The following is a 24,538-nucleotide window of genomic DNA, read 5'->3' on the forward strand; positions in this document are numbered from 1 at the left end:
CCTTAATTAAATATTCCTTAATAAGCCCACTTGATTTCGTGGGCTTATTTTAATTAGACTATATTTTCTTTTTCAAATAATCATTGCGATACTTAGCAGGTGAAACGTTCATCATCGTAGTAAATACGCGTGTAAAGTAATGCACTGAGCCAAAGCCGGTAACAACGGCTATCTCTTTAATAGGAATGCTTGTCATTTCAAGCAGGCGGGCCGCCTCTTTTACCCTTTCCTTGCGAATATAATTGGAGAAACTTTCACATAGTTCATTGGAAAAGAGCCTTGATAAATGACGACTAGAAATGTGAAGATAGTTGGCGACATCTTCTAGCTTCAATGGTTCTGATAAATTATCACGAATAAACAGCTTTGCTTGATATAAATGGGTGGGAGAACGATTCGAAAACATTTTTTCTGGACTTCGACTTCTCTGATTTGCTTCGGAAAACATAGTGCTAAAGGACAGGATGAGCGTGTGTGCCATATTAGTAATGAAGTTAAAATCGTTGGTACCGCCGTTTGACATATAATCTACCAATGCCCTCCATATTAAGGAAGTTGGGGAATCAGCAGCAGCACTGATACAAATCTTATTTGTTTTCGCCAGTAGATTATACATGCGAATGGCATCAGCCTTTGATTGTTCATGTAAAATCTCGAAAGCAACAAATACAAGAAAAAGTCCTGTTTCGCTTAAAATTTGGTGTTGAATGTTCGGACGGGATAAAAATACTGTACCTTTCTTTAACGGATATTGTACATCCAGGTCTTTATACTGTCCTTCTCCATTTAGTACATAACAAACTTCAAAAAATGAATGTCTATGGACCGGATTGTTAAAATGCTCCGGGTTCACTCCCCAATAATGCACCTTAAAGGAAATTTCTTCTCCAATCGGCCGCATAGCATATTGATTCAACATTCCTTCACTGAGTTTACATGATTGGACGACCAAAAATATCCCTCCGATGTCTTCAAAAGACAAAAAAACAGCCTCTTCTGATAAAGACTGGAATTCATTAATTTCTTAAAATTATAACAATTATACTATTAATCTTAAAGGAGGAAATTATCATGATTACATTAAAGGATGCTGATTTTTACAAAGAAAATGGATACTTGCTTGTTAAAGGGGTTTTTTCTAAAGGGGAAGTAGAGCAAATAAAAACGGCGGTTGAACGCATTATTCAACGTGCAGCAAATACAAAACATGATCGAAATCATGCATGGCAAGGGGAGCACATCCCGCCAAAAGAGTTAAAAAAACTTGTTTTAAAAGGGTTTCATGACGTTCATTATCATGACGCATCTTTCTCTAGGGCCGTTATCCATCCCAATATGGTGTCTATATTGCAAAAGCTGATCGGACCGAATGTGCAATTACATCACTCCAAAATGCTGGTGAAGCCACCTGAAAAGGGAGCAGCTTTTCCAATGCATCAGGATCATCCGTATTTTCCACATGAAAGTCATACCATGTTGGCTGCTAGTGTTCATCTTGATGATGCAGACTTGGAAAACGGATGCCTGAGGGTGATACCAAAATCTCATCAAGGAGGACCACTTCCTCATGTAGGCAGTCACTACTTAAATCATAAGGAATATCCGATTTCCATAGGGACTCCCTGCCCTGCCGAAGCAGGGGATGTACTGTTTTTTAATTATTTAACGGTACACGGTTCTGATTGTAATCGCAGTAACCGACCGCGCAGAAACGTATTATTTCAGTATCGTGATCCTTCCGATAAACCGTCCGCCGATGTTCACGTGAACTGGGGGCAAGGCTTAATGGTCTGTGGAGAAAATCCAACATTCCGTGATTATCATGCTAATTTTGCCTTAAAATAGTGAATTGAGAGGTAACAGTTACAAATAGGGTAGGTCTACGTGACCGAAAAGAGTCAGGAGAAGAGAAGCGGGTAACCTAGAAGGTCTCTACTTGACTGAAAAGAATCAAGATTGAAAGTTTCTGGAGTTTGGTGCAGATGGATCCGAAGAGGCTGATTTTTCATTTAAGAATGATGTTTAAGCTGCAGGTGTCGGACCCTTTTTGGCTATAGTTTAGTATGGATGTGAAAGAGGTGGCAGAAAGCCGCCTCTTTATTTTTATATGAAATTAAAAAATTATTTATTGTGGATAACTTGAAATAGTTCTCTGAATCCAGCCCCAGCGCCCAGCTGCTAGTGGACTTCGCTCTCCTCCCTACGATAAGTCGAGCACGAATGCGCTAACGCTCTCTGTGTTTCCTTTATCTCAGTTGGAGCGCTCCAGTCCATACGCAGCTAAACGGGCGCTTGCTCCTTTTGTTCTAGTTTAAGAAACTATAAAATCTCTAGCTTGTAACCGTTTCCTAATAGATAAGGAAATTTATTAATTTTTATTTTTGTTTAAAAATATATAAAATTCAAGTTGTAGAAGATAACGTTATCTGATGTAAGGGTTTGCAGAATGAATAGATCTGGATTAGAAAAATTACAACAAGATTGAAGGTGAAGAATTGAAAATCGAATCATTGATAAATGAAGGCTTGATTGAGTTAAATTTGGATGCAACCACCCAGAGAGAAGTGATTTCTCAATTAACTTCATTATTACGAGAACAGGATAGAATTGAATCAGAGTCTGCATTTATCCAAGGCGTACTGGATAGAGAAGCAGAATTTTCAACGGGTTTTGGCAATGGGTTTGCCATCCCGCATTGTAAAAGCGATACAGTAAAAACCGCGAGTATCATTATTGGAAAAACAACAAATGAAATTGAATGGAATTCCTTAGATGATAAACCGGTTACTTTTATTATCATGCTAGCCATACCAGCAACAGAAGGCGGCACAACTCATCTCCAAATATTAGCAGCACTGTCAGGCAAATTAATGGACGATGAGTTCCGAGAACAGTTAATGAAGGCTGTAAAACGCGAACAAATTCTAGAATTATTAGATGAATTAATTACTCAAAAAACAAACTAAGAAAAGGTGGAATTTATCATGAAAATTATCGCAATTACAGCTTGCCCGGCAGGCGTAGCACACACAAATATGGCAGCAGCAGCATTAGAAATGACAGCAAAAAAGATGGGTCATCAAATTAAGGTTGAAAAGCAAGGCGCAATGGGAATCGAAAATTCTATCTCAGCGAAAGAAGTGGCAGATGCAAATGTCTTGATTTTAGCCGTTGATACAGCGATTGCAAAATCTGAGCGTTTTAATGAAATTCCTACTGTAAAGGTTCCAGTTGCAGAAGCTGTAAAAAACCCACAAGGCCTTATCAATAAAGCTCTTGAGCTAGTAAAGTAATAAGGGGGAGAAATCAAATATGAAAAAGTTTCTTGAAGAGGCTAAAACACATTTAATGACTGGTGTTTCATATATGTTACCGTTCGTTGTAGCTGGAGGACTGCTCCTAACTATCGGCTTACTCTTAGGAGGCGGTGAACAAGAAACAGGTTTTGCCAAACAAACGGTTAAAGCAGGGGTATTAATTTTCTCCTTAATGGTTCCCGTAATGGCAGGTTACATGTCTTATTCGATTGCAGACCGCCCGGGTATTGCTCCAGGTATGGTTGGTGGTTTGATTGCGCATGAAATCGGTGCAGGATTTTTAGGTGGTATTGTCGCCGGTTTCCTTGCAGGTTATATTGTTAATTTTATTAAGAAGCTTCCGATGCACCCTTATATAGCTGCTCTTAAACCAATTATTGTTATTCCATTATTAGGTGTTGGAATTGTTTCTTTGTTAATGTATATCATTGGTCAGCCAATTGCCTTAGCATCTAAAGGGTTAGAAGCGTGGTTAACATCAATGAGCGGTGGAAATTTAGCCTTACTTGGATTGATTATTGGTGCGATGATGGCGTTTGATATGGGAGGACCGATTAATAAAGTAGCATTTGCCTTCTGTGTCGGAATGTTAAATGAAGGTGTATATGGTCCCATGGCTGCATGTTGGATTGGGATTATGACCCCGCCAATCGGACTTGCCCTTGCGACAAGAATTGCTCCTAAGAAATTTACTGCGGGAGAAAGACAAAGTGCACTTCCTACTACAATCATGGGAGCGACAGGGATTACCGAAGGTGCGATTCCGTTTGCCGTAGGTGCTCCGCTTCAAGTCATTCCATCGATTGTGGTTGGGTCAGCAGTCGGCGGCGCATTAGCCATGGCTCTTGGTGCAGCTGCTCCTGTTCCGAGTGGAGGAGTATTCGTTATTCCGTTCTTTATTAAACCATTTATGTTCTTACTTGCCTTTGCTGCAGGGATCATTACAACCGCATTAATGACGGTATTATTAAAGAAGAATGTGGAAGAAGACGTAACATACACTCAAGAAGCAGTATAAAGATAATAGAATGAATGAGAATGAGGGGACTTTTATAGGACCCTCATCTTCTATATAGAGTAAAAAAATTGGTCTGGAGGCTTTTACTATGAATTTTCATGTCATATCTCATACACATTGGGATCGAGAGTGGCACCAAACCTATCAACAATATCGGGTAAAGTTAATCCGCTTTATGGATGAATTAATTGAACTCTTAGAAACAAGTCCTGCTTACTCTTCCTTTTTACTAGACGGACAAACAATTGTATTAGAGGATTATTTAGAAATTAAACCGAAGAATCGGGACAGATTAAAGCAGCTGATCCAAGAAGGGCGAATCGTGATTGGTCCTTGGTATATTCAGCCGGACGAGTTTACTCCAAGTGGTGAATCTCTTGTTCGAAATTTGTTAATTGGCCAGCAAATTGGTAATGAATTTGGTCCATCGATGCAAATTGGATATTTGCCTGATTCCTTTGGTCAAGCTGCGCAAATCCCCCAAGTGTTAAAGGGTTTTGGGATTAATCATGCATTGTTCTGGCGCGGGATTACTAATGAAGAAACTGAAAAAACGGATTTCTGGTGGGTGGGTCCAGATGGTTCTAAAGTACTCACAACGCATCTTCCATTAGGCTATGGAAATGGCCGCATGCTTTCTACAAGTTTAGACAAGAATTTAGAAATCATCCAAGAAAATCACACAAGCTTAAAAGAGATGTCAGCGACACAAAATATGTTATTAATGTGTGGATTCGATCAAAGAAGTGCCAATAAAGACCTGCCTGAAATTATTGATGAGTTAAATAAGCATTACGCAGAACAAGGAAGTGACTTCCAAGTAAGACTTAGTCGTCTGCAGGATTATTTCGAAGGAGTTTCGCGTGAATCGGAAAAACTGGAGAACCTTTCTGGTGAATTTAGAAAGGGCAAAAATATGCGCGTGCATGTGAGTATCGCGTCTACGCGGTTAGATTTGAAAAAGAAAAATTTTGAAGTCCAAACCTTATTTGAAAAATATGTAGAGCCTTTAAACTCACTTTCGTTCTTAGCGGGACATCATTATGATAATGATGTCATCAATAAAGGGTGGAAATACATGTTACAAAATCACGCTCATGATTCCATTTGTAATGTTTGTACCGATGACACGCATCAAGAAATGGATATGAGATATGAATTTGCTAAGCAAATTGGAGAGACCGTTCAGAAAACAGCCGTAGAAGATTTACTTGGTAAAATCAAGTTCGATGAGATCAAGGGGATCCCTTTGGTCGTCGTTAATACTCTTGGCCAAAGAAGGAAGAATATCGCTGAAGCAACATTGCATTTAACTACTAAAGAATTCACGATTGTTGATGCTAATGGCAACGAGGTACCTTATCAAGTGATGGAAACAAAAGAAGAAAATTTAAACGATAAACAAATTGAAATTGGTATAAAAAATGAGGATCAGTTTGTTTTTACGACAAAGATAAAATTTGCAGCAGCAGTGGATGGCCTCGGATATACCACTTATTACGTAAAAGAAAAAGCGCCAATCTCTAATACGTTTGCTGATGTCTATCAAAATGGAACCTTTGAAAATGAGTTTGTTGATGTAACGATTGAAAAAAATGGTTCATTAACGATAAAAGAACGGAAAACGGGTGCTATTTTTGAAGGATTAAATGTTTATGAAGAAGGCGGGAATGCTGGTGATGAATATGACTTCTCCCCACCTAGGGAAGATCAGATCATTACCACAAAAGAAGCAACACCTGAAATATCTGTTGTTCATAATGGACCTGTCTTTGCAACCGTTAAGATCACTTATCGATTGGAATTCCCTGAAGATACAGATGTTAATCGTCGATCAAGTGACATGAAAGCTTCAATGATTGAGTCTTATATAACGGTGAATCGCTTTGAAGATCGGGTGGATATTAAAACGGTGATCGATAATACCGTTAAAAACCACCGAATTCGTGCATTATTTGATACAGGGATTCAAACGAATACACATATCGCTGACCAACAATTTGGCACGATTCGTCGTGATAACTACTTAGAGCAGGTTGAATACTGGGAGCAAGAAAATTGGGAAGAAAAATATTACCCAATTTATCCGCAGCAGAAATTTGTGGATGTTTCCGATTCTCAAAAAGGTATTTCCATTCTCAATAAAGGCTTACCACAATACGAGATCCTGCATGGGGGAACACCAACAATTGCACTATCATTAATAGCTGGAACCGATTATATGGGCAAACAAGATTTAGTGGATCGCCCTGGAAGACGTTCAGGTCTTCATGTGGAAACTCCAGATAGCCTGCTGCTTGGCAAGCACGAAATGGAATATTCCATTGTTGCTCACTATGGTAATGAAATAGAAGGCGGCATTGGGATGAAAGCCAATGAATTTACTACACCATTAGTGACGGTCCCTGTTGCCGTTAAGTCTAGCGAGGGTTCGCTCAATGACAACTGTATGTATATCCGTCTTGATGGAGAAAAACTGGCCATTAGTGCAGTGAAAAAATGTGAAAATGATAATAGTCTTTTAATAAGAATTTTTAATATAACCAATCAACCGATTCATTCTGCCAATGTGGAAATCAATCAAGAACTTTTCAAAGCTATTACACTAGTAGATATGAATGAGAATCCTATCTCTGGACAAGATGAGCGGATCTTGTTTACTAATAATGAAATTCAATTAAAAGATATTCGTTCGAACGAAATCTTAAGCTTTAAATTATCTTAGAAATGAGAGGAGATACCCAAGGAGTAGAGTGATAAGGTCATCTCTCTTTAAGGGTGTCTCTTTCTTTTAATGACCGGAGGGGTTACGAAATGTGTGATAATTTAGTTGTATTGCCGGATTTCACCAGTCAATCTCGGATGCTTATGGCGAAAAACAGCGATCGACCTGCTTATGAAAGTCAGCCACTCGTGTATAATCAGCAACAAGCCTATGAAATGGACGAAAAGTTATTATTAGCTTATGTCGAGATTCCTCAAGTGGAGAAAACATGGTTAACCATTGGGTCATCACCGTTTTGGTGCTGGGGCTATGAACAGGGCATCAATGAATATGGTGTTGCCATCGGTAATGAGGCTATTTTTACAAAAGATTTAAAAGAAAGTTCAGCAAATCCTGAAAAACAAAAAGGGATTTTAGGCATGGAGCTTGTTCGCCTTGGATTAGAAAGAGGTAAAACAGCACAAGAAGCGTTAGAAGTGATTACGAAGTTAATTGAAGAGTATGGACAATGGGGCAGTGCGGTCGTGGGCGAGGAGAAGCCTTACAATAATTCGTTCATCATTGCTGATTCCACAGAGGCGTGGGTTCTAGAAACTGTAGACCATCATTGGGCGGCAAAGAAAATTCAAAATAAATTCCATTCGATTTCGAACGAAATGAGTATTCGTGGGGAGTGGGATTTAACTAGTGAGGGCTTTGTGGAAAAGGCGATCGAATCTGGCTGGGCAAGTGGCGAGGATGATTTTGATGCAGCCTTTGCTTATACTGATCACACGAATTCACTACAGGTCTCGCATATCCGAGTACAGCGTACGAAGCAGCTGCTTGGTGAGAAAGTGGGGCAGATTGATGTTCCTTGGCTGAAACGAATCCTACGAGATCATTATGAAGATACCTTTTTAGAGGAGCCATTTTTTAATGCTGCCCTACCAGATTTTCAAACGATTTGTATGCACTCGTCACCTGCCAATTTTACTTGGGGAATAACCGCCTCCTCAACGATTTTTGAGCTTCCAAAGGATGAGTGGCATTTCCCGCTAATCTGGTGGTCACCTGCTACCCCATGTACCGGGCTCTATCTGCCCATTTTCATGTGTGAGCAGGAGTTTCCAGCGCTGCTCTCTCAGGCTGGAACGGTGAGAGTGAAGTCGGCTGACCCCGCCGAATCACAGCATGATCAATCGGCGAACGGGTCGTATTGGTGGGTATTCCGGGATTTGCTTGATGAATTAAAAGGGAATGAAAATGGAACGTTATTTAATAACAATAAGGAAATTGCTAGAAAAACTTTTGATCAGTTAGAACAGAAATGGTTACTCCTAATCCGTGACCTAGAAGAAGTGGCAGCCGTACTGAATAAGGCAGGGAAACGAAAGGAAGCCATTGCCCTCGTTACGTCCTTTTCTAATGAATGTATAAAAGAAGCGATGGAAGCGATTGAAGAAATCCGAAAGCAAACCAACGCTGCCGTTTTATCATAAAAAGTTCTTACGTGTTTAGCAGGAGGGTAAGAGATGTTTGTTGTTAACAGCCGTCTTAAGTCATTGATAAAAGAATTGCTCTCACATAAGGAACCTGTGACAAGTGAATATTTGGCTAAGGTAATCGGTGTCACGTCCCGAACGATCAGAAATGATGTAAAAACATTAAATCTTGAATTGAAGAAAATCGGTGTCCAAATTGAAGCGAATAGGGGTGTGGGGTACTTTATTGATCCAACTCTGGGACAGTCGGTTACTGAGTTAATTCAAGAGGTGTTTATGCTTCAAGAAGAGGAACAAGGCCATGCACCTGTACTTCCGGAGGAACGAGTCTTATATATTTTAAAAAGTATTATTATGGTGGATGGTTTCATCGCTACCGAGCAACTTGCGAATGAATTATTTGTGAGTAAATCCACCGTTGATAATGACCTGAAACAAGTAGAGAAGCTTTTAGAAAAATACGACTTAACCTTATATAAGAAGCAAAACTACGGAATTAAACTAATCGGTAACGAAATGAATATTCGTTTTTGCTTGTCTGAAAGTTTAGCGAATATGAGAAATGAACAAGTTCAGCTTGAAAATGAAATTACTTCTGATATAAATGTGGAACTCATTAAGATCATTACCAAAGAACATATAGATGAGCTGCCATTTCGAATGGCTGACCTTCCACTTAATAATCTAGTGATGCATATTGCGATTGCCATCCAGAGAATAAAAAGAGGTAAAAACATTGAAGTTGGAACAATTGAGCTTGCACAAATTGAAAATCAGGTTGAATACACGGTAGCTAAAAGAATGGTTGATTCTCTCGAAGATAAATTTGCAATCAAAATACCTAACGGTGAAGTTGCTTATATCGCGATTCATTTGCTGGGAGCCAAACATTTTGAAGATAAGAATTTACAAGAAGCTGACTTTGTTGAGTTAATTGGGGAGAGTCATCATCAATTAGTAGTTGAAATTCTGTCTGAAATTAATAGGGTGTACCGCATTGATTTACGGGAAGACCGCGAGCTCATTTATGGATTAGGGCTTCATCTGCGGTCTGCGATGAACCGGTTGAAATATCGCATGAACTTGAGAAATCCTTTGTTAAAGGAAATAAAGAATAATTATCCGTTTTCCTTTGAATTAGGGATCCTTGCTGCTGAAATCATTCAGAATAACAGCCATCTCCTTGTAAATGAAGATGAAATGGGATATATTGCGATTCATTTAGAAGCAGCTGTGGAGCGAATGAAGACCAAAAAGCGGCGTGAAGTAAGACGAGTAGCCATCGTCTGTGCTTCTGGATTAGGCACGGCTAAACTATTAGCAGCCAGTATAGAGAGTAAGTTCCCAGGAATCAATATTGTTGGTACCTATCCATCCTATTCTATTAAGAATATCAAAAAAGAAGCAGCCGACTTAATCCTAAGTACGATTCCGGTGAATGAAGAAAGTCCGATTCCGATTCTTCATATTAACACGATGTTAACGGAAAAAGACGTTGACAAGGTTAAAGAACATATTTCAAACAAGTATTTAAATGAGGATAAAAATAAATCCTTAATAAAGCTGCAAAATCTCTTTAGTGACGATTTATTTTTCACCGAGATTGATAAGAAAAGTCCAAGTGAAATCATAAAATCATTAACATCCATTCTAAATATTAAAGGGTACGTAGATGATTCTTTTCAATCATCTGTACTTGAGCGAGAAGAAATCTCACCCACATCAATCGGTAATCTAGTGGCTATTCCTCACCCTTTAAAACCTAATACGCTAGGATCCTGTATCGCGATTGGGATTCTAAAGAAACCAGTAAAATGGGGGGAGCATTCGGTTCAATTAGTCCTATTACTGGCCTTGAATGAAAAGGATAAAGAAGAATTTAGCCACCTTTTTAATCATATCTGGCAGTTGGTTCAAAATAAAAAATTAGTAGACGAGCTTTGCTCAAAAGAGAATTTTTCTGATTTTATCAATCAATTTTACTCCCTTAAATAAAGTTAAAAGGAATGAAACCTATGAAAGTAGTTATCGCACCAGATTCTTTTAAAGAAAGCTTATCGGCTACAGAAGTTGCCAATGCCATTGAAGAGGGCTTCCGTAAAATCTTTCCTCATGCTGATTTCGTCAAGGTTCCTATGGCTGATGGGGGAGAAGGTCTAGTCCAATCCTTGGTTGATTCATTAGATGGACGGTTGATCCATCAGGATGTAACTGGCCCACTAGGTAAAAATGTGAAGGGTTTCTTTGGATTAATCCATAACGATAAAACGGCTGTTATTGAAATGGCTGCAGCATCTGGATTGCATTTGGTTTCCCGGGAGGATAGAAATCCTCTACACACTACCACCTATGGGGTGGGGGAGTTAATATTGTCCGCACTAGATTACGATGTTGAGAAAATTATTTTGGGAATCGGGGGAAGTGCTACCAACGATGGTGGAGCAGGGATGGCCCAGGCTTTAGGAGTTAAATTACTTGATGTTGACGGTCGTGATATTGGCGAAGGAGGAGGAGCATTAGCTCATTTGCACTCTATTAATATAGAAGGTTTAGATACACGGTTGTCTGAAGTGTCTTTCGAGGTTGCTTGCGATGTTGAAAATCCTTTACTTGGTGCTTCTGGTGCCTCTGCTGTATTTGGTCCGCAAAAAGGAGCTACAGAAGAAATGGTGGTAATTCTTGACCAGAATCTGGCTCAATTTGCAAGAGTTATAGAAAGAGATTTAGGGAAGCATGTTAGTGACGTTCTTGGGGCAGGGGCTGCAGGAGGCTTGGGTGCAGGCTTACTAGCTTTTCTTCCTTGCGAGTTGAAAAAGGGAATACAGATCGTGGTAGAGGCTACCCGTTTGGAAGACCATATTCGAGATGCGTCCCTTGTTATAACTGGAGAAGGGAAAATCGATAATCAAACCATCTATGGAAAAACACCGATTGGTGTGGCTAAGGTAGCCAAAAAACATGCCGTTCGTGTGATCGGGGTAGCTGGTTCACTCGGGGCTGGTTATGAAGCGGTTCACGATTGCGGCATAGATGCCGTTTTCAGCATTGTGCCAGGAGTGACCTCACTTGAACAGGCCCTTAAACATGCCTATCCTAATATTGTTAATACGGCAAGAAATATAGCAAGTATTATGTAAAAGGGGGCCGGGACTATAAATCCAGCTTTCAATCTATTTATGGGTGGATATCCTTCATTCCAATGATAAACCTGCGGTCCACTAATAAAGCGTAAAGATTCCGTGATAAGGGTCTTTACGCTTTTTTTATTACTTTATTACCATGAATAAGGGTTTCACCTTAAAAAGCTCTGTGTATATTCCCTCCTACTAGGTTATACCCCGCTAAGATTTCACACGTTCTACAAGTTGAAGAAGTTCGCGGTCTGGTCCATAGAACAAAATCATACGTCCGCCTTCCAGTGTCGGCTTTGGTTCCCCGGATGTGAAATGAATTCCTATTTCCTTGAAATGGTGGATGGCCAGGGCGATATCTTCGACCGTAAATGCAAGATGATTCACGATTCCACACGCTGCATACTCTCCGACAGGATTAATATCACGGATCGGCTCAATTTCCATATCGGGCTGTGACTCAAGATATAAAAACGCTAGCTCCCTATTTGGATTGTCTCCACGAAGGCGAATATTAAACCCAAGGATTTTTGTATAAAACTCGATAGACCGGTCCATATCCGAAACAATAATGGCCGTATGTTCCATTTTGGAAATCATGTTTTTTTCCCCTTTTCACTTGAATAATATGATCCACTCAATTGCTCCTGAAAAGGAAAATGCAGTAGAGGCGATTGGTTATTTATCTAGAAAAGGGATTCACGTATCAATTGGGCACACGAATGCAGACTATGATACCACCAATCGAGCTATTCAACATGGGGCAAAGATTGCTGTTCATACTTTTAACGGGATGAGAGGTTTTAATCATCGTGATCCAGGGTGTTTAGGTGCCGTTTTAACAAATGATCAATGTCAGTGTGAATGTATTGCAGATTTACATCATGTTCATCCAGGGGCAATCAAGTTGCTATATAAGGCCAAAGGAAAAGATCAAATTATATTAATCAGCGACTCCATGGCAGCTGCTGATTTACCAGATGGTGATTATACACTTGGGACATTATCAGTAAAAGTAGAAAATAAAATTGCTAGGACAGTGGAAACTGGCTCTTTGGCCGGCCGTACGATAAATTTAATGGAATGTCTTAAAAATGTAAAAGGTGTCCTTGGTACCCCTCTAGAAGGGATTTTGCCAATGGTAAGCTTAAACCAAGCTAAACTGTTAGGAATTGACCATGAAGCCGGCAGTTTAGAAATTGGAAAAAAGGGAAATATCGTCCTAATCGATGATCGATTGAACGTGAAAGCAACGTTTATAAATGGGGAAATGATTTACGTTAATGATGATAAATAATTGAGTTGTTAAAAAACATTTTTCTACGATGTAAGGCAAATTATCTAGTAAAACTAAGCAAACACCCTTGTCCAAGAAGTAGACAAGGGTGTTTGCTTTTAGTAGAATTTAGGTTATTTATTTTTTTGCAGGAACTTTAATTCATTCTTCCCTTTTACTAAATTCCGTTCCAGTTTATAGGTTTCCCCATTTTCCTTGGCGAAAGTTGCGTATTCCTCAACTGGTTGAAGCGCTAGATTATCTACCAATAACGCTTCACTGCTGTTGGATTTTAGCGTAAGAGTAACCTTATGTTTGTTTGTATCAAGTTTGATTGGCTCAGTTAATTTCACTAGCGTTAAATAATCAGAGTCTGGAGAGTCGGATACTGGGACGGTACGGATCAGACGATCATCCACGCGAACTTCCAAATTTATTGCTTCTTGAGAATGTTTTCTCTCTAGAGCTGCGTACAGGAGGTATTCTCCTTTTTTGTTAGGTTCAACTTCTAATTTGATACTATCATTCTTAGATAATTTCACTACTTTTCCGCTGTAAAGTGCATCACCTGTCCATGGACTAGTGGGAGTGATGATTTCGGGAGTTCCTTCTTGTGCTGTGAACCCTTCTGCTTCATAAACTTCAGTCGTGTGCCTTTCGGTTGTTTTCACATGAAGCATACTCTTCGCCTGTGGTATCACTTGTACAGCCTGGATAGCCAGTAGAGCTTCAATCGTTGATTCTGCACCGGAGTTCATGTTCACTTTTCCAGTCACGCCGTTTATTCCGTCGTAACCTCTTCCGGTATTTGAATCGTACATCGCAAAGTTTGCATCATTGTTGCCAGTTAACCAGGAAGCTGTGATACCAGCATACTGAGCGTATTTTTTCTGATGGGTCGCTTTATACAATTCAGCAAATGCTTGAGTGAGCATATTGACTCCATAAGCAATTTGTTCATCTTTTGTTGCAGTAGGTGCCATTTCTTTAATCATTCCGGTCACAAGGAGATGGCTGAACCATTGGTCCGCTTCTTGTTGAGCAGATTCAATCCAATCTTTTTTCTTCAATACGGCTCCGGCTTTGGCAAGAGCGAAAGATTGACCGCTGCCCCATGCATGCCAGAGAGTAGGCGATCCTTCCCAATCTAAATGAGCGCCAAAAGGATACTGATCGGCTGAACCGAATTGATATTCTTCGAGTCCTCGTCCGACTTTGAGCATGGAATCCTTGATTACGGGAAGGGGCTTGACGCTATAAAATTCTGCTAAACCTAGTAAACTGTTAGACATTGCATCAAATCCACCGATCCAGGCAGGGATTTTGTAGCCATGGATCTCCGTGTATTCACCATAATTTTTGTTTACTTTTCTCTGAAGGGCATCATTTGCTAGTAAAATGCTATTCTCCAATTCTTTCGCATAAGCAGGGTCTGCTTTCGAGAAGACTTTATATCCATGGCCTAGTGCCCACATCCCTCGGGCAGCCCACCAGTCAAAAGACTTTTTGCTAGTAGGGCCGTCGGTATTGATGGAAAAATCACGATTAATAAAGTTATAAAATTCTCCGTCTGCTGCTTGCATATACATGACAAAGTTTAATGCTTTTTTTGCATTGTCCAGCGATTCCTTATTGCCAGTTTGTTCATAATGATTTAAATAAACTATCGCTGCCCGGGCTACATCGTCAACGCAGGCAATTCCTTCTCCTGATGCATCAACCCAGTTATAATCAGGATATTCCGAATAAATATGGGTAATTAACATGTCCTTCCTATCGATGGTAACTTCTTCATTCAAAAAATCAAGGTGATCAAGATTAACCTCAACCTTTTCGGTTTCCATGGCTTTAGCTCCTGTTGGAACAGACAAGCTAAATACTAGAAGTACAGCTAGAATCATTTGTAATAATTTCATAATATCCTCCTTAGTGATAATTGTTTGTAAGCGGTATCAAGATGTCGGTTTATTTTATCGCCTGTCACGTGATTATTCAAATTACTTTAATGTTTTGTCAATTAAATGAGTCGAAAGTAATGTTAATAATTTGTGAGTTTATTACTCCTATTAAAGGGATATTATTAAAAATAACTATACTTGACAATTACTTGACAAAATTTGTACCATATAAAAAAGCGTATCAAAATGGGAGGGTTACAATGAAGAAACCCACGATGCAACTAATTGCTGATCAGCTTGGAATTTCAAAGAACTCTGTGTCTCTGGCATTAACGGGACGGGCAGGTGTAAGTGAAGAATTACGGGAGAAGGTATTGGACACAGCACTGGAAATTGGATATCCGATGGAAAAGCTGAAAACGAAAACCTCTATGAAGTCTGCTCGCATGATCGGATTAATTGCTAGAGAGGAAATATTTGCTGAGAACACCTTTTTTGGTGTGATTAATTTACATATTGAAAAGGAAATCAAAAGCAGAGAAGGCCATTTATTGCTTCATGCAGTGGATAAGGAAAGTGAAGAAAACTTGATATTGCCTTCCTTTGTAACTGAAAAAAAGGTAGATGGACTCCTGATACTATCTCATCTTCGAAAGGAGTTCATTCAAGCGATCATTCAATCGGGTATTCCAGTTGTTTTGGTCGATCATCATGATCCTAATCTGAAGGTGGATTCTGTTTTGACGGATAATAGAAAGGGAGCTTTTCTAGCTACTAAACAATTGATAACTAAAGGAGCGAGGTCGGTTGGCTTTATCGGAGAAATAGCAAAGTCACCGAGCTACCGTGAAAGATTTGAAGGCTTTCGTGATGCGATGGAGGAAGAGGGGCTTTCTGTTGAAAGTCAATGGATAAAACACCATGTAAATGAGCAGGAGTCTTTGGTAAATGCCTATATCCAGTCATTACACTTGTTGCCAGATGCCTGGTTTTGCGCAAATGATCACATCGGTTTTTTGATTACTCGAAGCTTGGATAAACTTGGGGTTCACGTACCTGAGCAATGTTCTGTCTGTGGGTTTGACGATTCTATTTATGCAACACTTTCTTTACCTCAGCTTTCGACGATTGCGATAAACAAAGAGTATTTTGCAAATCGCTCGGTGGTACAGCTCTATCGACGAATCGAAAATATGGAAAAACCGTTTGAGAAGATATTGCTTACTACCGAATTGGTAGAAAGGAACACGACTAAACTATAAAACGGATAGTGAAAAATGGACATTGGAATGGGGGGTGGACTGTGACGACACTGCATTTAATGGTTGGTCTTCCGTGTAGTGGCAAAACCACACTATCAAGGAAGCTTGAAAAGCAATATTCTGCACTAAGACTAACTCCAGATGAATGGCATATTCGCTTATTTGGACACGATATGGATGATAAGGAACACGATGCTAGGCACGACTTAGTGGAAAGTCTTCTTTGGGATGTTGCTGCTAGAGTGTTAGTTCTGGGAGTTGATGTGATTTTAGACTTTGGATTTTGGGGTCGCAGCGAGCGAGATGATTTTCGCGCGAGAGCAGCAGAGTTAGGGATTGACTTTAAACTTCATTTTTTAGATGTGCCTGAAGAGGTTCTTTTAGAGCGATTGGCGGGAAGGAATGCTAAACTTCCTCCAGGTACTTTTCGGTTACTTGAGGAAAGCCTTAAAGAGTACATGCTCCTTTTTGAGTCTCCTACACAAGAAGAGCTTGAATCATAATTGAATGTTTAATTTTTGGAAAAATATGACTGGAAGCGGAATTTTTGGGGATTCACGGTAATCTTGTCTGATTACCGTGAATCCCCATTATTGTCTTTTATAAAAAGCAAAAACTTTTCAGTAAAGTAACTTCAAATCATAAGCCTTTCTTGTAATCGGCGAGAACTTCATCAATTAAGCGGCGGGCGACACCGGCGAACACAGGGTTGCTGCTTTGGTAGTAAGGAAGGGCAGTCAGTCCTACTGACAATGCCCAGCCGCGCCCTCGTGCCCAGGTTGCGTCATCAACTGAATGCTCTGCACGCAACATTTCCCGGCTTTCGACGGAAAGCAAATTCCACGCGAACATCCAGTCATTTGCGGGATCTCCCACACCAAGGCCCCCGAAGTCAATGACGGCACTGAGTCGCCCTTGTTCGACAAGCAGATTCCCGGCAAGAAGATCTCCATGGATCCAGACGGGCGGTCCGTCCCACGCTGGTGTCTGGAGAGCTGCTTCCCACGCTAGGGTTGCTGCTTCGGTATCAATCGTGTTGTGCAGATTTGCCATTGCTTCGCGGACACCGTCGTCTCGCATTGCCAGTGGCAGGCCGCGTCCAAAGTTGTGATGCCCTGGGGGCGGACCGCCTTCGGGATTGATCCGCTGCAGGGCGGTAACGAATTGAGCCAGTTCGGTCGCCGCTTGGTATGGATTGTCAATGTGCCCCATAATCGCATTCTCACCCTTGATCCATCGATACACGGACCAGCGCCATGGATAACCCTCTGCGGGCATTCCAAACGCGAGCGGTGTTGGGATGGTAAGCGGCAGGTGCGGGGCAAGGAACGGCAGCCACCGTTGCTCCTTCTCCACCTGCATGATGGCCCAATCACCAAGGGGTAATCGTACGAACATATCCTCACCGAGCCGATAGATGGCGTTTTCCGTTCCAGTGGAGTTGAACGGCTCAAGGGAAAGGTTTGTCCATTGCGGAAATTGCCCGGAAATCAACCGTTTCACCAGAGATAGGTTGATTTCTGGTGCACTATTTGAATTGGTCATAATGGACCTCCTTTTGAAAATGCTGGATAAAAAGTTACTTTAATCTAAGCTAGAATCTGATTTACTTTATTCATGACAGCTTTTTGGATTGCGGACAGCTTTTCTTTGCTTGCTGCCATTGATTCACCTTTGACCGCAAAGTAAAATTTAGCTTTTGGTTCTGTTCCAGATGGACGAAGGCAGAACCATGAACCATCCGCCATATGATATTTCAAGACATTGGAGCGTGGTAAGTCTATCTTGCTTTCGGCACCATTCACAAACTTCGTTGAAGTGGAATAATCTTCGATTGCTGCTACTTTCTTTCCAACAACTTCAACTAACTTCTCACTTCTAAATGTATCCATTAATCTGGCAATCTGTTCTGCTCCATCTTTCCCCTTTAAGGTAATGGATTGAAGAGATTCTTGATAAAAACCATACTTTTCGAAGATGGATAATAGACCTTCATACATAGTCATGCCTTTGGATTTATAGAAAGCTGCAACTTCTGCAGCAAAAACGGCCGACTGAACGGCATCCTTGTCACGGACAAAATCGCCAATCAAATAACCATAGCTTTCTTCGTAACCTAACAGGAAGGTATGCTGCCCTGTTTGTTCAAATTCGTTTATCTTTTCTCCAATAAACTTAAATCCTGTTAGGGTATCCATGGCTTTTACACCATAATGTTCAGCAATCGCCCGGCCGATTTCAGAAGTAACGATCGTTTTGATGACCACGCCATTTTTAGGCAGGATCCCTTCTGCTTTTTTCTGAGATAACAGGTACTCAAGCATTAACGCACCCATTTGGTTTCCGGTTAAAACGACATACTCATTATCACTATTTTTAACGGCTACCCCTAATCGGTCGGCATCGGGGTCAGTTGCCATCAGGATATCAGCATCTATTTGTTCACCATATTGAATAGCCAATGCAAAGGCCGCATGTTCTTCGGGATTAGGGGATTTAACCGTTGAAAAATCAGCATCTGGCTTTTCCTGTTCCTTAACAACGGTAACATTTTCAAACCCAAATGCCTGCAATCCAGCGCGAACTGGTTTATTCCCAGTACCATGTAAGGGAGAATAAACGATTTTAAAGTCTTTTGCCACTTCTCGAACCAATTCAGGGTTTAATTGAAGTGTTTTTAATTGCTCTACATAAGCATGATCTATCTGTTCACCAATGTAAGTTAATAAACCACTTGCAAGTAATTGATGTTCTTCCGCGACTTCCACTTTTAATTCATTTTCAACAGCATTCACATAATGAATAATGGTGTCGGCTGCTTCGGGTGGAATCTGGCCGCCGTCTTCACCATACACTTTAAAGCCATTGTATTCTGGGGGATTATGACTAGCAGTAATGACCACCCCAGAAAAAGCATTTAAATATCGAAGCGCAAATGACAAAACAGGTGTTGGACGCAGCTCTTCAAAGATATATGTCTTAATCCCAAACTTTCCAACTGTTTTCGCCACCTCTAAGGCAAACTCCGGAGATTTATGGCGGGAATCGTAAGCAATAACAACACCACGTTGTTTCGCCACTTCCCCTTGTTGTGCAATATAACGTCCAAGACCCTCCGCTGCCCTCCGGATAGTATACGTATTTAAACGATTAATACCAGGGCCAAGTTCTCCACGCATTCCGCCAGTACCAAATTCAAGGTGTTTATAAAAATGCTCTTCTACTAAACTATTATTAGTTTGGATTTCTATTAACTTCTCTTTTAAATCTTCTTCTAAACCGATAAAGGAAAACCATTTTTCTGCCTCTTTTGCCCAAGCCATTGCCATCTCTCCCTGTTCTTTACTGCTGGATTCTGTGTTTTTTAAATCTATATAATAAGGTAAAAACCTTATTTTGAAATATCTAAATCAAAATCAGAAGAATTCATAATATCCTTTAATATTTCAGCCGGGTTTTTATGAGTGGTGTCGTAAAGATGGATCTTATTTGCTGGTGAATTCTCAAGTTGATTTAGCAAAAATAAGGAGCGGTCAAATAAAAATTGATCACCACGCTTATTCAAACGTTCTATTAAAATGTCCTCATCAGCTTGCAAAACTACATACTTAATTTTTAGATTCAGATAAGCAAAATGCCTACAGAACCATTCTAATTCATCTTCCACTACTATATCGATAATCACATTGTAATCATGCTGGATCAATGTTTGCGTAACCGAAAGAATGTTTTTCCACATGATTGCTAAATTTTCTTCCCAAGGCGGTGCTGAGTCTTCCTTATACATCGAGAGGAAGTCATCGCCTTTAATAAGGGCACTTTTCTTTACTGTTTGTGCTAGTTCTTTTGCAAGAGTAGATTTACCCACTCCGCAAGGTCCAGAAATAATATAAATGGTTTTCAAATGAATCACTCCGATGATTGTTGTTTTTTCTGAGCAGTGGACTCTCTTATGATTAATTTGGTAGGTAACAGGATCTCCTGGATCGGTTCATCTTTGTTTTCCATTCTCCAACAAAGCCGTTCGACTGCCTTTTTACCAAAATAATTTAAATCGATATCCATTGTCGTAATCCCAGGAGTGGCAATTTGTGATAATTGTCCATTGTCAAAACTGCATACAGAGACATCTTCAGGTACCTTGAAGCCTCTTTGTTGTAAAACGGATGTCACTAGAAATCCGTGGCCATCGTTCACGCAAAACCATGCGGAAGGCTGGTCAACAAGGTTATCGATGAATAAATTGATTTCATTTAAATTTTCCTGTGCGTTTGTAAACATGAATGCTTCCTTAGGTTGTATCCTATATCTTCTTAAAGCAAGTAAGTATCCTTCTAATCTCTCTTGATAGCTTGGAGAAATATCAACGTCACCGACAAAGGCTATGTCCTGATGTCCAAGTTGAATGAGATGCTCGACAGCCGTAAATGCTCCAAAGCGATTGTTTGTCAGAATTGAATCGGACTGTAAGGAAGGTTCGTGATGATCAATTAAAACCGTAGGGATACCAGTACTAATAATTTTCGCGGTGTAGTCTGTACTAATATGAGATAAGATTATAACTCCATCAATTTCATGATTTGTTAATAAAGAAGGAAGCGTTAAATTATCGATTGAAATGCTATCAATTGGTTCAATAAATAAATTCATCCCACGTGCTCGCAGTTCTTTTTCAATACTTAAGTAAATTTCACCAAAAAAGCTTTTGAGGGAAAAAGCATAATCAGAAGCAATTAGAGCGATGTTTTTTAGTGTCTTTTTTTCAACTTGCTTTTGATTCCTACTATTAGAATAGGAATAACCTAGTTCATCCGCAGTATTTTGTACAAGCCTTCGGGTTTCTTCGCTAACTCCCGGCTTTCCAGATAATGCTTGGGAAACGGAGTTTTTCGAGATATTTAACCGATCCGCTATATCCTGCATGGTCACTTTTTTTTCCATTTCTTTGTTCTCCCTTTATGTATATCATAATAATTAATTGTAATTGTTTGTAATTATATTGTAACGTTACAAGAGAAAAATTACAATAGTCGTGTATATGACAATCATTGTAAGTTATTCACTTTTTACTTTACAATCTAATGATTAATAGTTGACATTATGAAAATAAGGTGCAATAATTGCATTTGTAAGGTGATTAATAACGTTACTAAATAATTATTATATTGTTTTGTAATTATATTATTGCATGTTGAGAAATGAGGGGTTTCGGTTAATACCATAATTTTTGACTTGGATTACAAATAGTATACTTTTTTTTGAAAGCTATTGGTAGCGCTGTCAGATGAGGAAATGACGCCATTGGAACCAACGTAATAATTTGTATTGTTTACTAATTGATTAGGGCATTACTACTTTTATAAGAGATTGGATTAGATATTAGTCATTGGAGGAATAGAAGATGAAAATGAAAAAAGTAGCATCAATCTTATTTGCAGCTTCTCTTACTGTTTCTGGTCTTGCTGCCTGCTCTACAGGTAACAAAGAGCAAGAAACAGGAAAAAAAGATGGAGTAACGACGATCGAATTCTGGGCTGCGCCAAACCCAACACAACAAGTGTATTGGAAGGAAGTAGCAGCAGAGTTTACAAAGGAAAATCCTAAAATCAAAGTTAATGTTAGTCCGATGAAGGAAAGCCCAACATCTGAAGCAAGTATTCAATCTGCAATCGCTGGTAAAAGTGCACCGACTATGTCTGAAAATATTAATCGTGGTTTTGCCGCCCAATTATCTGACAGTAAAGCACTTGTTCCATTAGATGAGTTAGATGGATGGGACGAAGTTAAGAAAAACCGTAACATGGAAAATACGATGAAGAGCTGGGAATTCGCTGACGGCCACCAATATGTATTACCAATTTACTCCAATGCGATGTTATTTGGTTGGAGATTGGACATTTTAAAAGAACTTGGCTATAACGAGCCGCCAAAAACATATAGCGAAATGTTAGATGTGGCGAAGAAATTAAAGGAAAAATATCCAAAGAAATATCTATGGGCAAAAGCAGACCTTGCCGACCCAACAGCTTGGAAAAGATGGTTCGACTTCTTCATGTTGTATGATGCTGCATCAAACGGTAACAAGTTTGTTGAAGGAACGAAATTCACTGCTGATAAAAAAGCTGGCGAACAGGTACTTGGCTTAATGGATGATCTACGTAAAGCAGATGCATTATTAACAAGACAGTCAAAAGATCCGTTTGAAAGTGGTTTAGGAATCTTTGTCGATGTTGGTCCTTGGACTATTCCTTACTGGGCAGAAAAATTCCCGGATATGAAATTCAACGAAACTTATACTTTAGCAGCACCACCTGTACCAGATGGTATGGATACTGCCAATGTTAAAACGTTTGCTGATACAAAAGGTCTAGTTGTTTACGCTTCTGCAACAAAAGAAGAACAAAAAGCAGCGATGGAATTCATCAAGTGGGTATATTCGAACCCTGAAAATGATGCGAAATGGCTTGAAAAGACAAGCTTACCACCTGCTCGTGATGATTTAACATCAAATGATGCGTTTAAAGCGTTCTTTGACAAAAACCCAGCATTACAACCATATGCAGCTGCCGTTCCAAATGGTGTCCCTCCAATGGATAACGCGAAATACAATGATATCCAAACATTAATTGGTCAACATGCTTTTAATCCAGTGGTCAAAGGTGAGAAAGATCCGAAAACTGCCTGGAAGGATATGCAAGAAGCAATTGAGGGGGCTCTTAAATAATGAGCACTAAGCAAGGAAGGATGGGCTGGCTATTTGCCAGTCCTTATCTTATATATGCGGTTGTTTTCTTTCTGATTCCACTAGTGTGGTCGCTGTTTTTATCCTTAACCGATTGGAATCTAATTTCGCCAACTTTTAGTTTCGTTGGATTTGATAATTATATGGAGGCTTTCAAGAGCCCGGGTGTCCAAAGTGCATTTTTTGTAAGCTTTAAATTTATGGCTTTATTTGTACCATTAGTTGTTGCATCTTCGATTATCGTGGCCTTAATCGTTCAAGGACTACCTAAATTTAAAGGGCTATTTTTAATTGGTTTTTTCCTGCCTTATTTAGCATCTGGGGTTGTATCATCATTTATAGTTAAAGGGATTTTATCGTACAACAGTCCGGTAAATGAATTCTTGCGAGACTCCCTTGGATTAGATATTAATTGGCTTGGAAGCCCGTTTGCAGCACTCTTTGTGGTTGCAATGATTATCGCTTGGAAATTCACCGGGTACTACGCCCTTATTTTAACATCAGGTTTTGAGAGCATTAGTAAGGAAGTATACGAAGCGGCGATGATTGATGGGGTAACTCCTTGGCAGCGTTTCTGGAAAATTACTTTCCCGCTCCTTTACCCTGCTTTATTCACTGTATTAATTTTATCAATCGGTGTTACGTTTGGTATTTTCACAGAGGTTTACCAATTAACAGGCGGTGGACCAAATTTTGCAACCAATACATGGCAAATGGAGATTTTTACAAGAGCGTTCTCAAATCTTCAAGCAGGCTATGCTTCAGCGATTGCAATTATTGCTTCGGTAGTAACGTTTGTTTCAATTTTAATCATTCGAAAACTCTTAGAAATGTGGGGGAAACGAAATGGGTGGAGCTAAGAAAAATGGATTATGGTTTCGTTACCTAATTGCCGTTGTTCTCTTACTGATTATGATCTTTCCGTATATTTATATGGTACTAAATTCTTTTGCTGATTGGGACCAAGTAGATAAGAAGCTAATTCCAACAGAGTACAGCTTGAAGTCGTATCAATGGCTGCTCGGTGGAGGAGAAGCAGTCATCCCGAGGCCATGGCTTAATGCGTTTATTAACAGTTTTATTGTATCAGGTGCTTCAACCTTTTTAATGATGGTAACTGGGGTAATGGTTGCTTATGCATTAGCGAAAATGCCCTTTAAAGGAAGAGACACAGTTAATAACGTTATTTTATTTCAAATGTTTTTCCCAGCGATTATTTTGTTAATTCCGACGTTCCTTGTGATTCAACGACTCGGAATGTATGACTCTTATTGGGGAATGATTTTGCCGAAAGCGATGAGTTTGTGGGCGGTGTTTATGTATACGAACTTCTTTAAGGCGATACCAGATACATTTATTGAAGCGGCAAAATTAGATGGTGCGAGTGAATTGCAAATTATGTTTAAAGTCGTGCTGCCGATGTCGAAATCGATTACGACTGTTATCTTCTTATTCTTGTTTATGGAAAGATGGACTGAGTTGTTATGGGATATGTTAGTGGCGAAGAGCGATAATATGCTCACGCTGAACGTCCTTTTATCACAAATGTTCGGTCCATACGGCGGCTATCCAGGCCCGATGTACGCAGCATCTGTGTTGTTAACACTTCCGATCATTATTATTTTCTTGCTGTTCGCGAAAAAATTCCAAGAAGGTATGCAATTTACACTTAAGTAATAGAATTG

At 39.8% G+C, this 24,538-nt stretch carries 21 protein-coding genes; 14 read left to right on the forward strand and 7 right to left on the reverse strand.

The window, feature by feature from the left end; all coding sequences use genetic code 11:
• Positions 1 to 58 precede the first annotated feature (58 nt).
• Entirely contained in the window at positions 59 to 952 is an 894-nt protein-coding gene (locus AB7942_RS13900) for a helix-turn-helix domain-containing protein (RefSeq protein ID WP_369447302.1), read from the reverse strand.
• 119 nt (positions 953 to 1,071) lie between these two features.
• Between AB7942_RS13900 and AB7942_RS13905 the strand changes: the two genes are divergently transcribed.
• The 8 genes from AB7942_RS13905 to AB7942_RS13940 all read left to right on the forward strand — a co-directional run bounded on the left by AB7942_RS13905 (position 1,072) and on the right by AB7942_RS13940 (position 11,681).
• A complete protein-coding gene (locus tag AB7942_RS13905) occupies positions 1,072 to 1,845 on the forward strand; it encodes a phytanoyl-CoA dioxygenase family protein (protein WP_369447303.1) in 774 nt (257 codons plus the stop codon).
• Between the two features lie 650 nt (positions 1,846 to 2,495).
• A complete protein-coding gene (locus AB7942_RS13910; protein ID WP_369447304.1) occupies positions 2,496 to 2,966 on the forward strand; it encodes a PTS sugar transporter subunit IIA in 471 nt (156 codons plus the stop codon).
• A gap of 18 nt (positions 2,967 to 2,984) precedes the next feature.
• Positions 2,985 to 3,293: a PTS fructose transporter subunit IIB gene (locus tag AB7942_RS13915; protein WP_335437795.1), complete on the forward strand. Its 309-nt coding sequence runs from the start codon at positions 2,985 to 2,987 to the stop codon at positions 3,291 to 3,293.
• Positions 3,294 to 3,312: 19 nt separating this feature from the next.
• Entirely contained in the window at positions 3,313 to 4,335 is a 1,023-nt protein-coding gene (locus AB7942_RS13920) for a PTS fructose transporter subunit IIC (protein ID WP_369447305.1), read from the forward strand.
• Between the two features lie 88 nt (positions 4,336 to 4,423).
• Positions 4,424 to 7,060 carry a glycoside hydrolase family 38 N-terminal domain-containing protein gene (locus AB7942_RS13925; RefSeq protein ID WP_369447306.1) on the forward strand — a complete coding sequence of 879 codons (2,637 nt, stop codon included), beginning with the start codon at positions 4,424 to 4,426 and terminating at the stop codon, positions 7,058 to 7,060.
• Positions 7,061 to 7,149: 89 nt separating this feature from the next.
• Positions 7,150 to 8,541 carry a C69 family dipeptidase gene (locus tag AB7942_RS13930; RefSeq protein ID WP_369447307.1) on the forward strand — a complete coding sequence of 464 codons (1,392 nt, stop codon included), beginning with the start codon at positions 7,150 to 7,152 and terminating at the stop codon, positions 8,539 to 8,541.
• A gap of 33 nt (positions 8,542 to 8,574) precedes the next feature.
• On the forward strand, positions 8,575 to 10,539 hold the full coding sequence (locus AB7942_RS13935; protein WP_369447308.1) for a BglG family transcription antiterminator: 1,965 nt from the start codon (positions 8,575 to 8,577) through the stop codon (positions 10,537 to 10,539).
• A 20-nt stretch (positions 10,540 to 10,559) separates the two neighbouring features.
• Positions 10,560 to 11,681, forward strand: coding sequence for a glycerate kinase (locus AB7942_RS13940; protein ID WP_369447309.1), 1,122 nt, complete (start codon positions 10,560 to 10,562; stop codon positions 11,679 to 11,681).
• A gap of 204 nt (positions 11,682 to 11,885) precedes the next feature.
• Here the strand turns inward: AB7942_RS13940 and AB7942_RS13945 are convergent, their stop codons facing one another.
• Positions 11,886 to 12,275 carry a VOC family protein gene (locus AB7942_RS13945; protein ID WP_369447310.1) on the reverse strand — a complete coding sequence of 130 codons (390 nt, stop codon included), beginning with the start codon at positions 12,273 to 12,275 and terminating at the stop codon, positions 11,886 to 11,888.
• Between AB7942_RS13945 and AB7942_RS13950 the strand changes: the two genes are divergently transcribed.
• Positions 12,274 to 12,972, forward strand: a complete 699-nt coding sequence (locus AB7942_RS13950) for an N-acetylglucosamine-6-phosphate deacetylase (protein ID WP_369447437.1) — start codon at positions 12,274 to 12,276, stop codon at positions 12,970 to 12,972. The genes AB7942_RS13945 and AB7942_RS13950 overlap by 2 nt on opposite strands.
• Positions 12,973 to 13,085: 113 nt before the next feature.
• On the opposite strand, the gene AB7942_RS13955 is transcribed toward AB7942_RS13950, so the two are convergent.
• Positions 13,086 to 14,867, reverse strand: coding sequence for a glycoside hydrolase family protein (locus tag AB7942_RS13955; protein WP_369447311.1), 1,782 nt, complete (start codon positions 14,865 to 14,867; stop codon positions 13,086 to 13,088).
• 242 nt (positions 14,868 to 15,109) lie between these two features.
• On the opposite strand from AB7942_RS13955, the gene AB7942_RS13960 reads away from it, so the two are divergent.
• Together AB7942_RS13960 and AB7942_RS13965 are read left to right on the forward strand one after the other, a co-directional pair.
• Complete coding sequence (locus AB7942_RS13960) at positions 15,110 to 16,111, forward strand: LacI family DNA-binding transcriptional regulator (protein WP_369447312.1); 1,002 nt, start codon at positions 15,110 to 15,112, stop codon at positions 16,109 to 16,111.
• Positions 16,112 to 16,152: 41 nt separating this feature from the next.
• Complete coding sequence (locus AB7942_RS13965; RefSeq protein WP_369447313.1) at positions 16,153 to 16,614, forward strand: P-loop nucleotide/nucleoside kinase family protein; 462 nt, start codon at positions 16,153 to 16,155, stop codon at positions 16,612 to 16,614.
• Between the two features lie 136 nt (positions 16,615 to 16,750).
• Here the strand turns inward: AB7942_RS13965 and AB7942_RS13970 are convergent, their stop codons facing one another.
• The 4 genes from AB7942_RS13970 to AB7942_RS13985 form a co-directional block, all read right to left on the reverse strand.
• Positions 16,751 to 17,656, reverse strand: coding sequence for an aminoglycoside phosphotransferase family protein (locus AB7942_RS13970; RefSeq protein ID WP_369447314.1), 906 nt, complete (start codon positions 17,654 to 17,656; stop codon positions 16,751 to 16,753).
• 44 nt (positions 17,657 to 17,700) lie between these two features.
• Positions 17,701 to 19,434: a phospho-sugar mutase gene (locus AB7942_RS13975; RefSeq protein WP_369447315.1), complete on the reverse strand. Its 1,734-nt coding sequence runs from the start codon at positions 19,432 to 19,434 to the stop codon at positions 17,701 to 17,703.
• A 68-nt stretch (positions 19,435 to 19,502) separates the two neighbouring features.
• The gene (locus tag AB7942_RS13980) at positions 19,503 to 20,024 is read right to left on the reverse strand and encodes an AAA family ATPase (RefSeq protein WP_483310874.1); all 522 of its coding nucleotides are present in this window, start codon (positions 20,022 to 20,024) and stop codon (positions 19,503 to 19,505) included.
• On the reverse strand, positions 20,021 to 21,052 hold the full coding sequence (locus tag AB7942_RS13985; RefSeq protein ID WP_369447317.1) for a LacI family DNA-binding transcriptional regulator: 1,032 nt from the start codon (positions 21,050 to 21,052) through the stop codon (positions 20,021 to 20,023). The genes AB7942_RS13980 and AB7942_RS13985 overlap by 4 nt, the downstream gene beginning before the upstream one ends.
• 466 nt (positions 21,053 to 21,518) lie before the next feature.
• Between AB7942_RS13985 and AB7942_RS13990 the strand changes: the two genes are divergently transcribed.
• Genes AB7942_RS13990 through AB7942_RS14000 form a run of 3 tightly spaced genes read left to right on the forward strand, consistent with a single transcriptional unit; the run spans position 21,519 to position 24,530 of the window.
• Complete coding sequence (locus tag AB7942_RS13990) at positions 21,519 to 22,835, forward strand: extracellular solute-binding protein (protein ID WP_335439239.1); 1,317 nt, start codon at positions 21,519 to 21,521, stop codon at positions 22,833 to 22,835.
• Positions 22,835 to 23,713: a carbohydrate ABC transporter permease gene (locus AB7942_RS13995; RefSeq protein WP_369447318.1), complete on the forward strand. Its 879-nt coding sequence runs from the start codon at positions 22,835 to 22,837 to the stop codon at positions 23,711 to 23,713. The genes AB7942_RS13990 and AB7942_RS13995 overlap by 1 nt, the downstream gene beginning before the upstream one ends.
• Entirely contained in the window at positions 23,700 to 24,530 is an 831-nt protein-coding gene (locus AB7942_RS14000) for a carbohydrate ABC transporter permease (RefSeq protein ID WP_088089797.1), read from the forward strand. The genes AB7942_RS13995 and AB7942_RS14000 overlap by 14 nt, the downstream gene beginning before the upstream one ends.
• Positions 24,531 to 24,538: the final 8 nt, after the last annotated feature.

The sequence above is a fragment of the Neobacillus sp. BF23-41 genome (genome assembly GCF_041106275.1).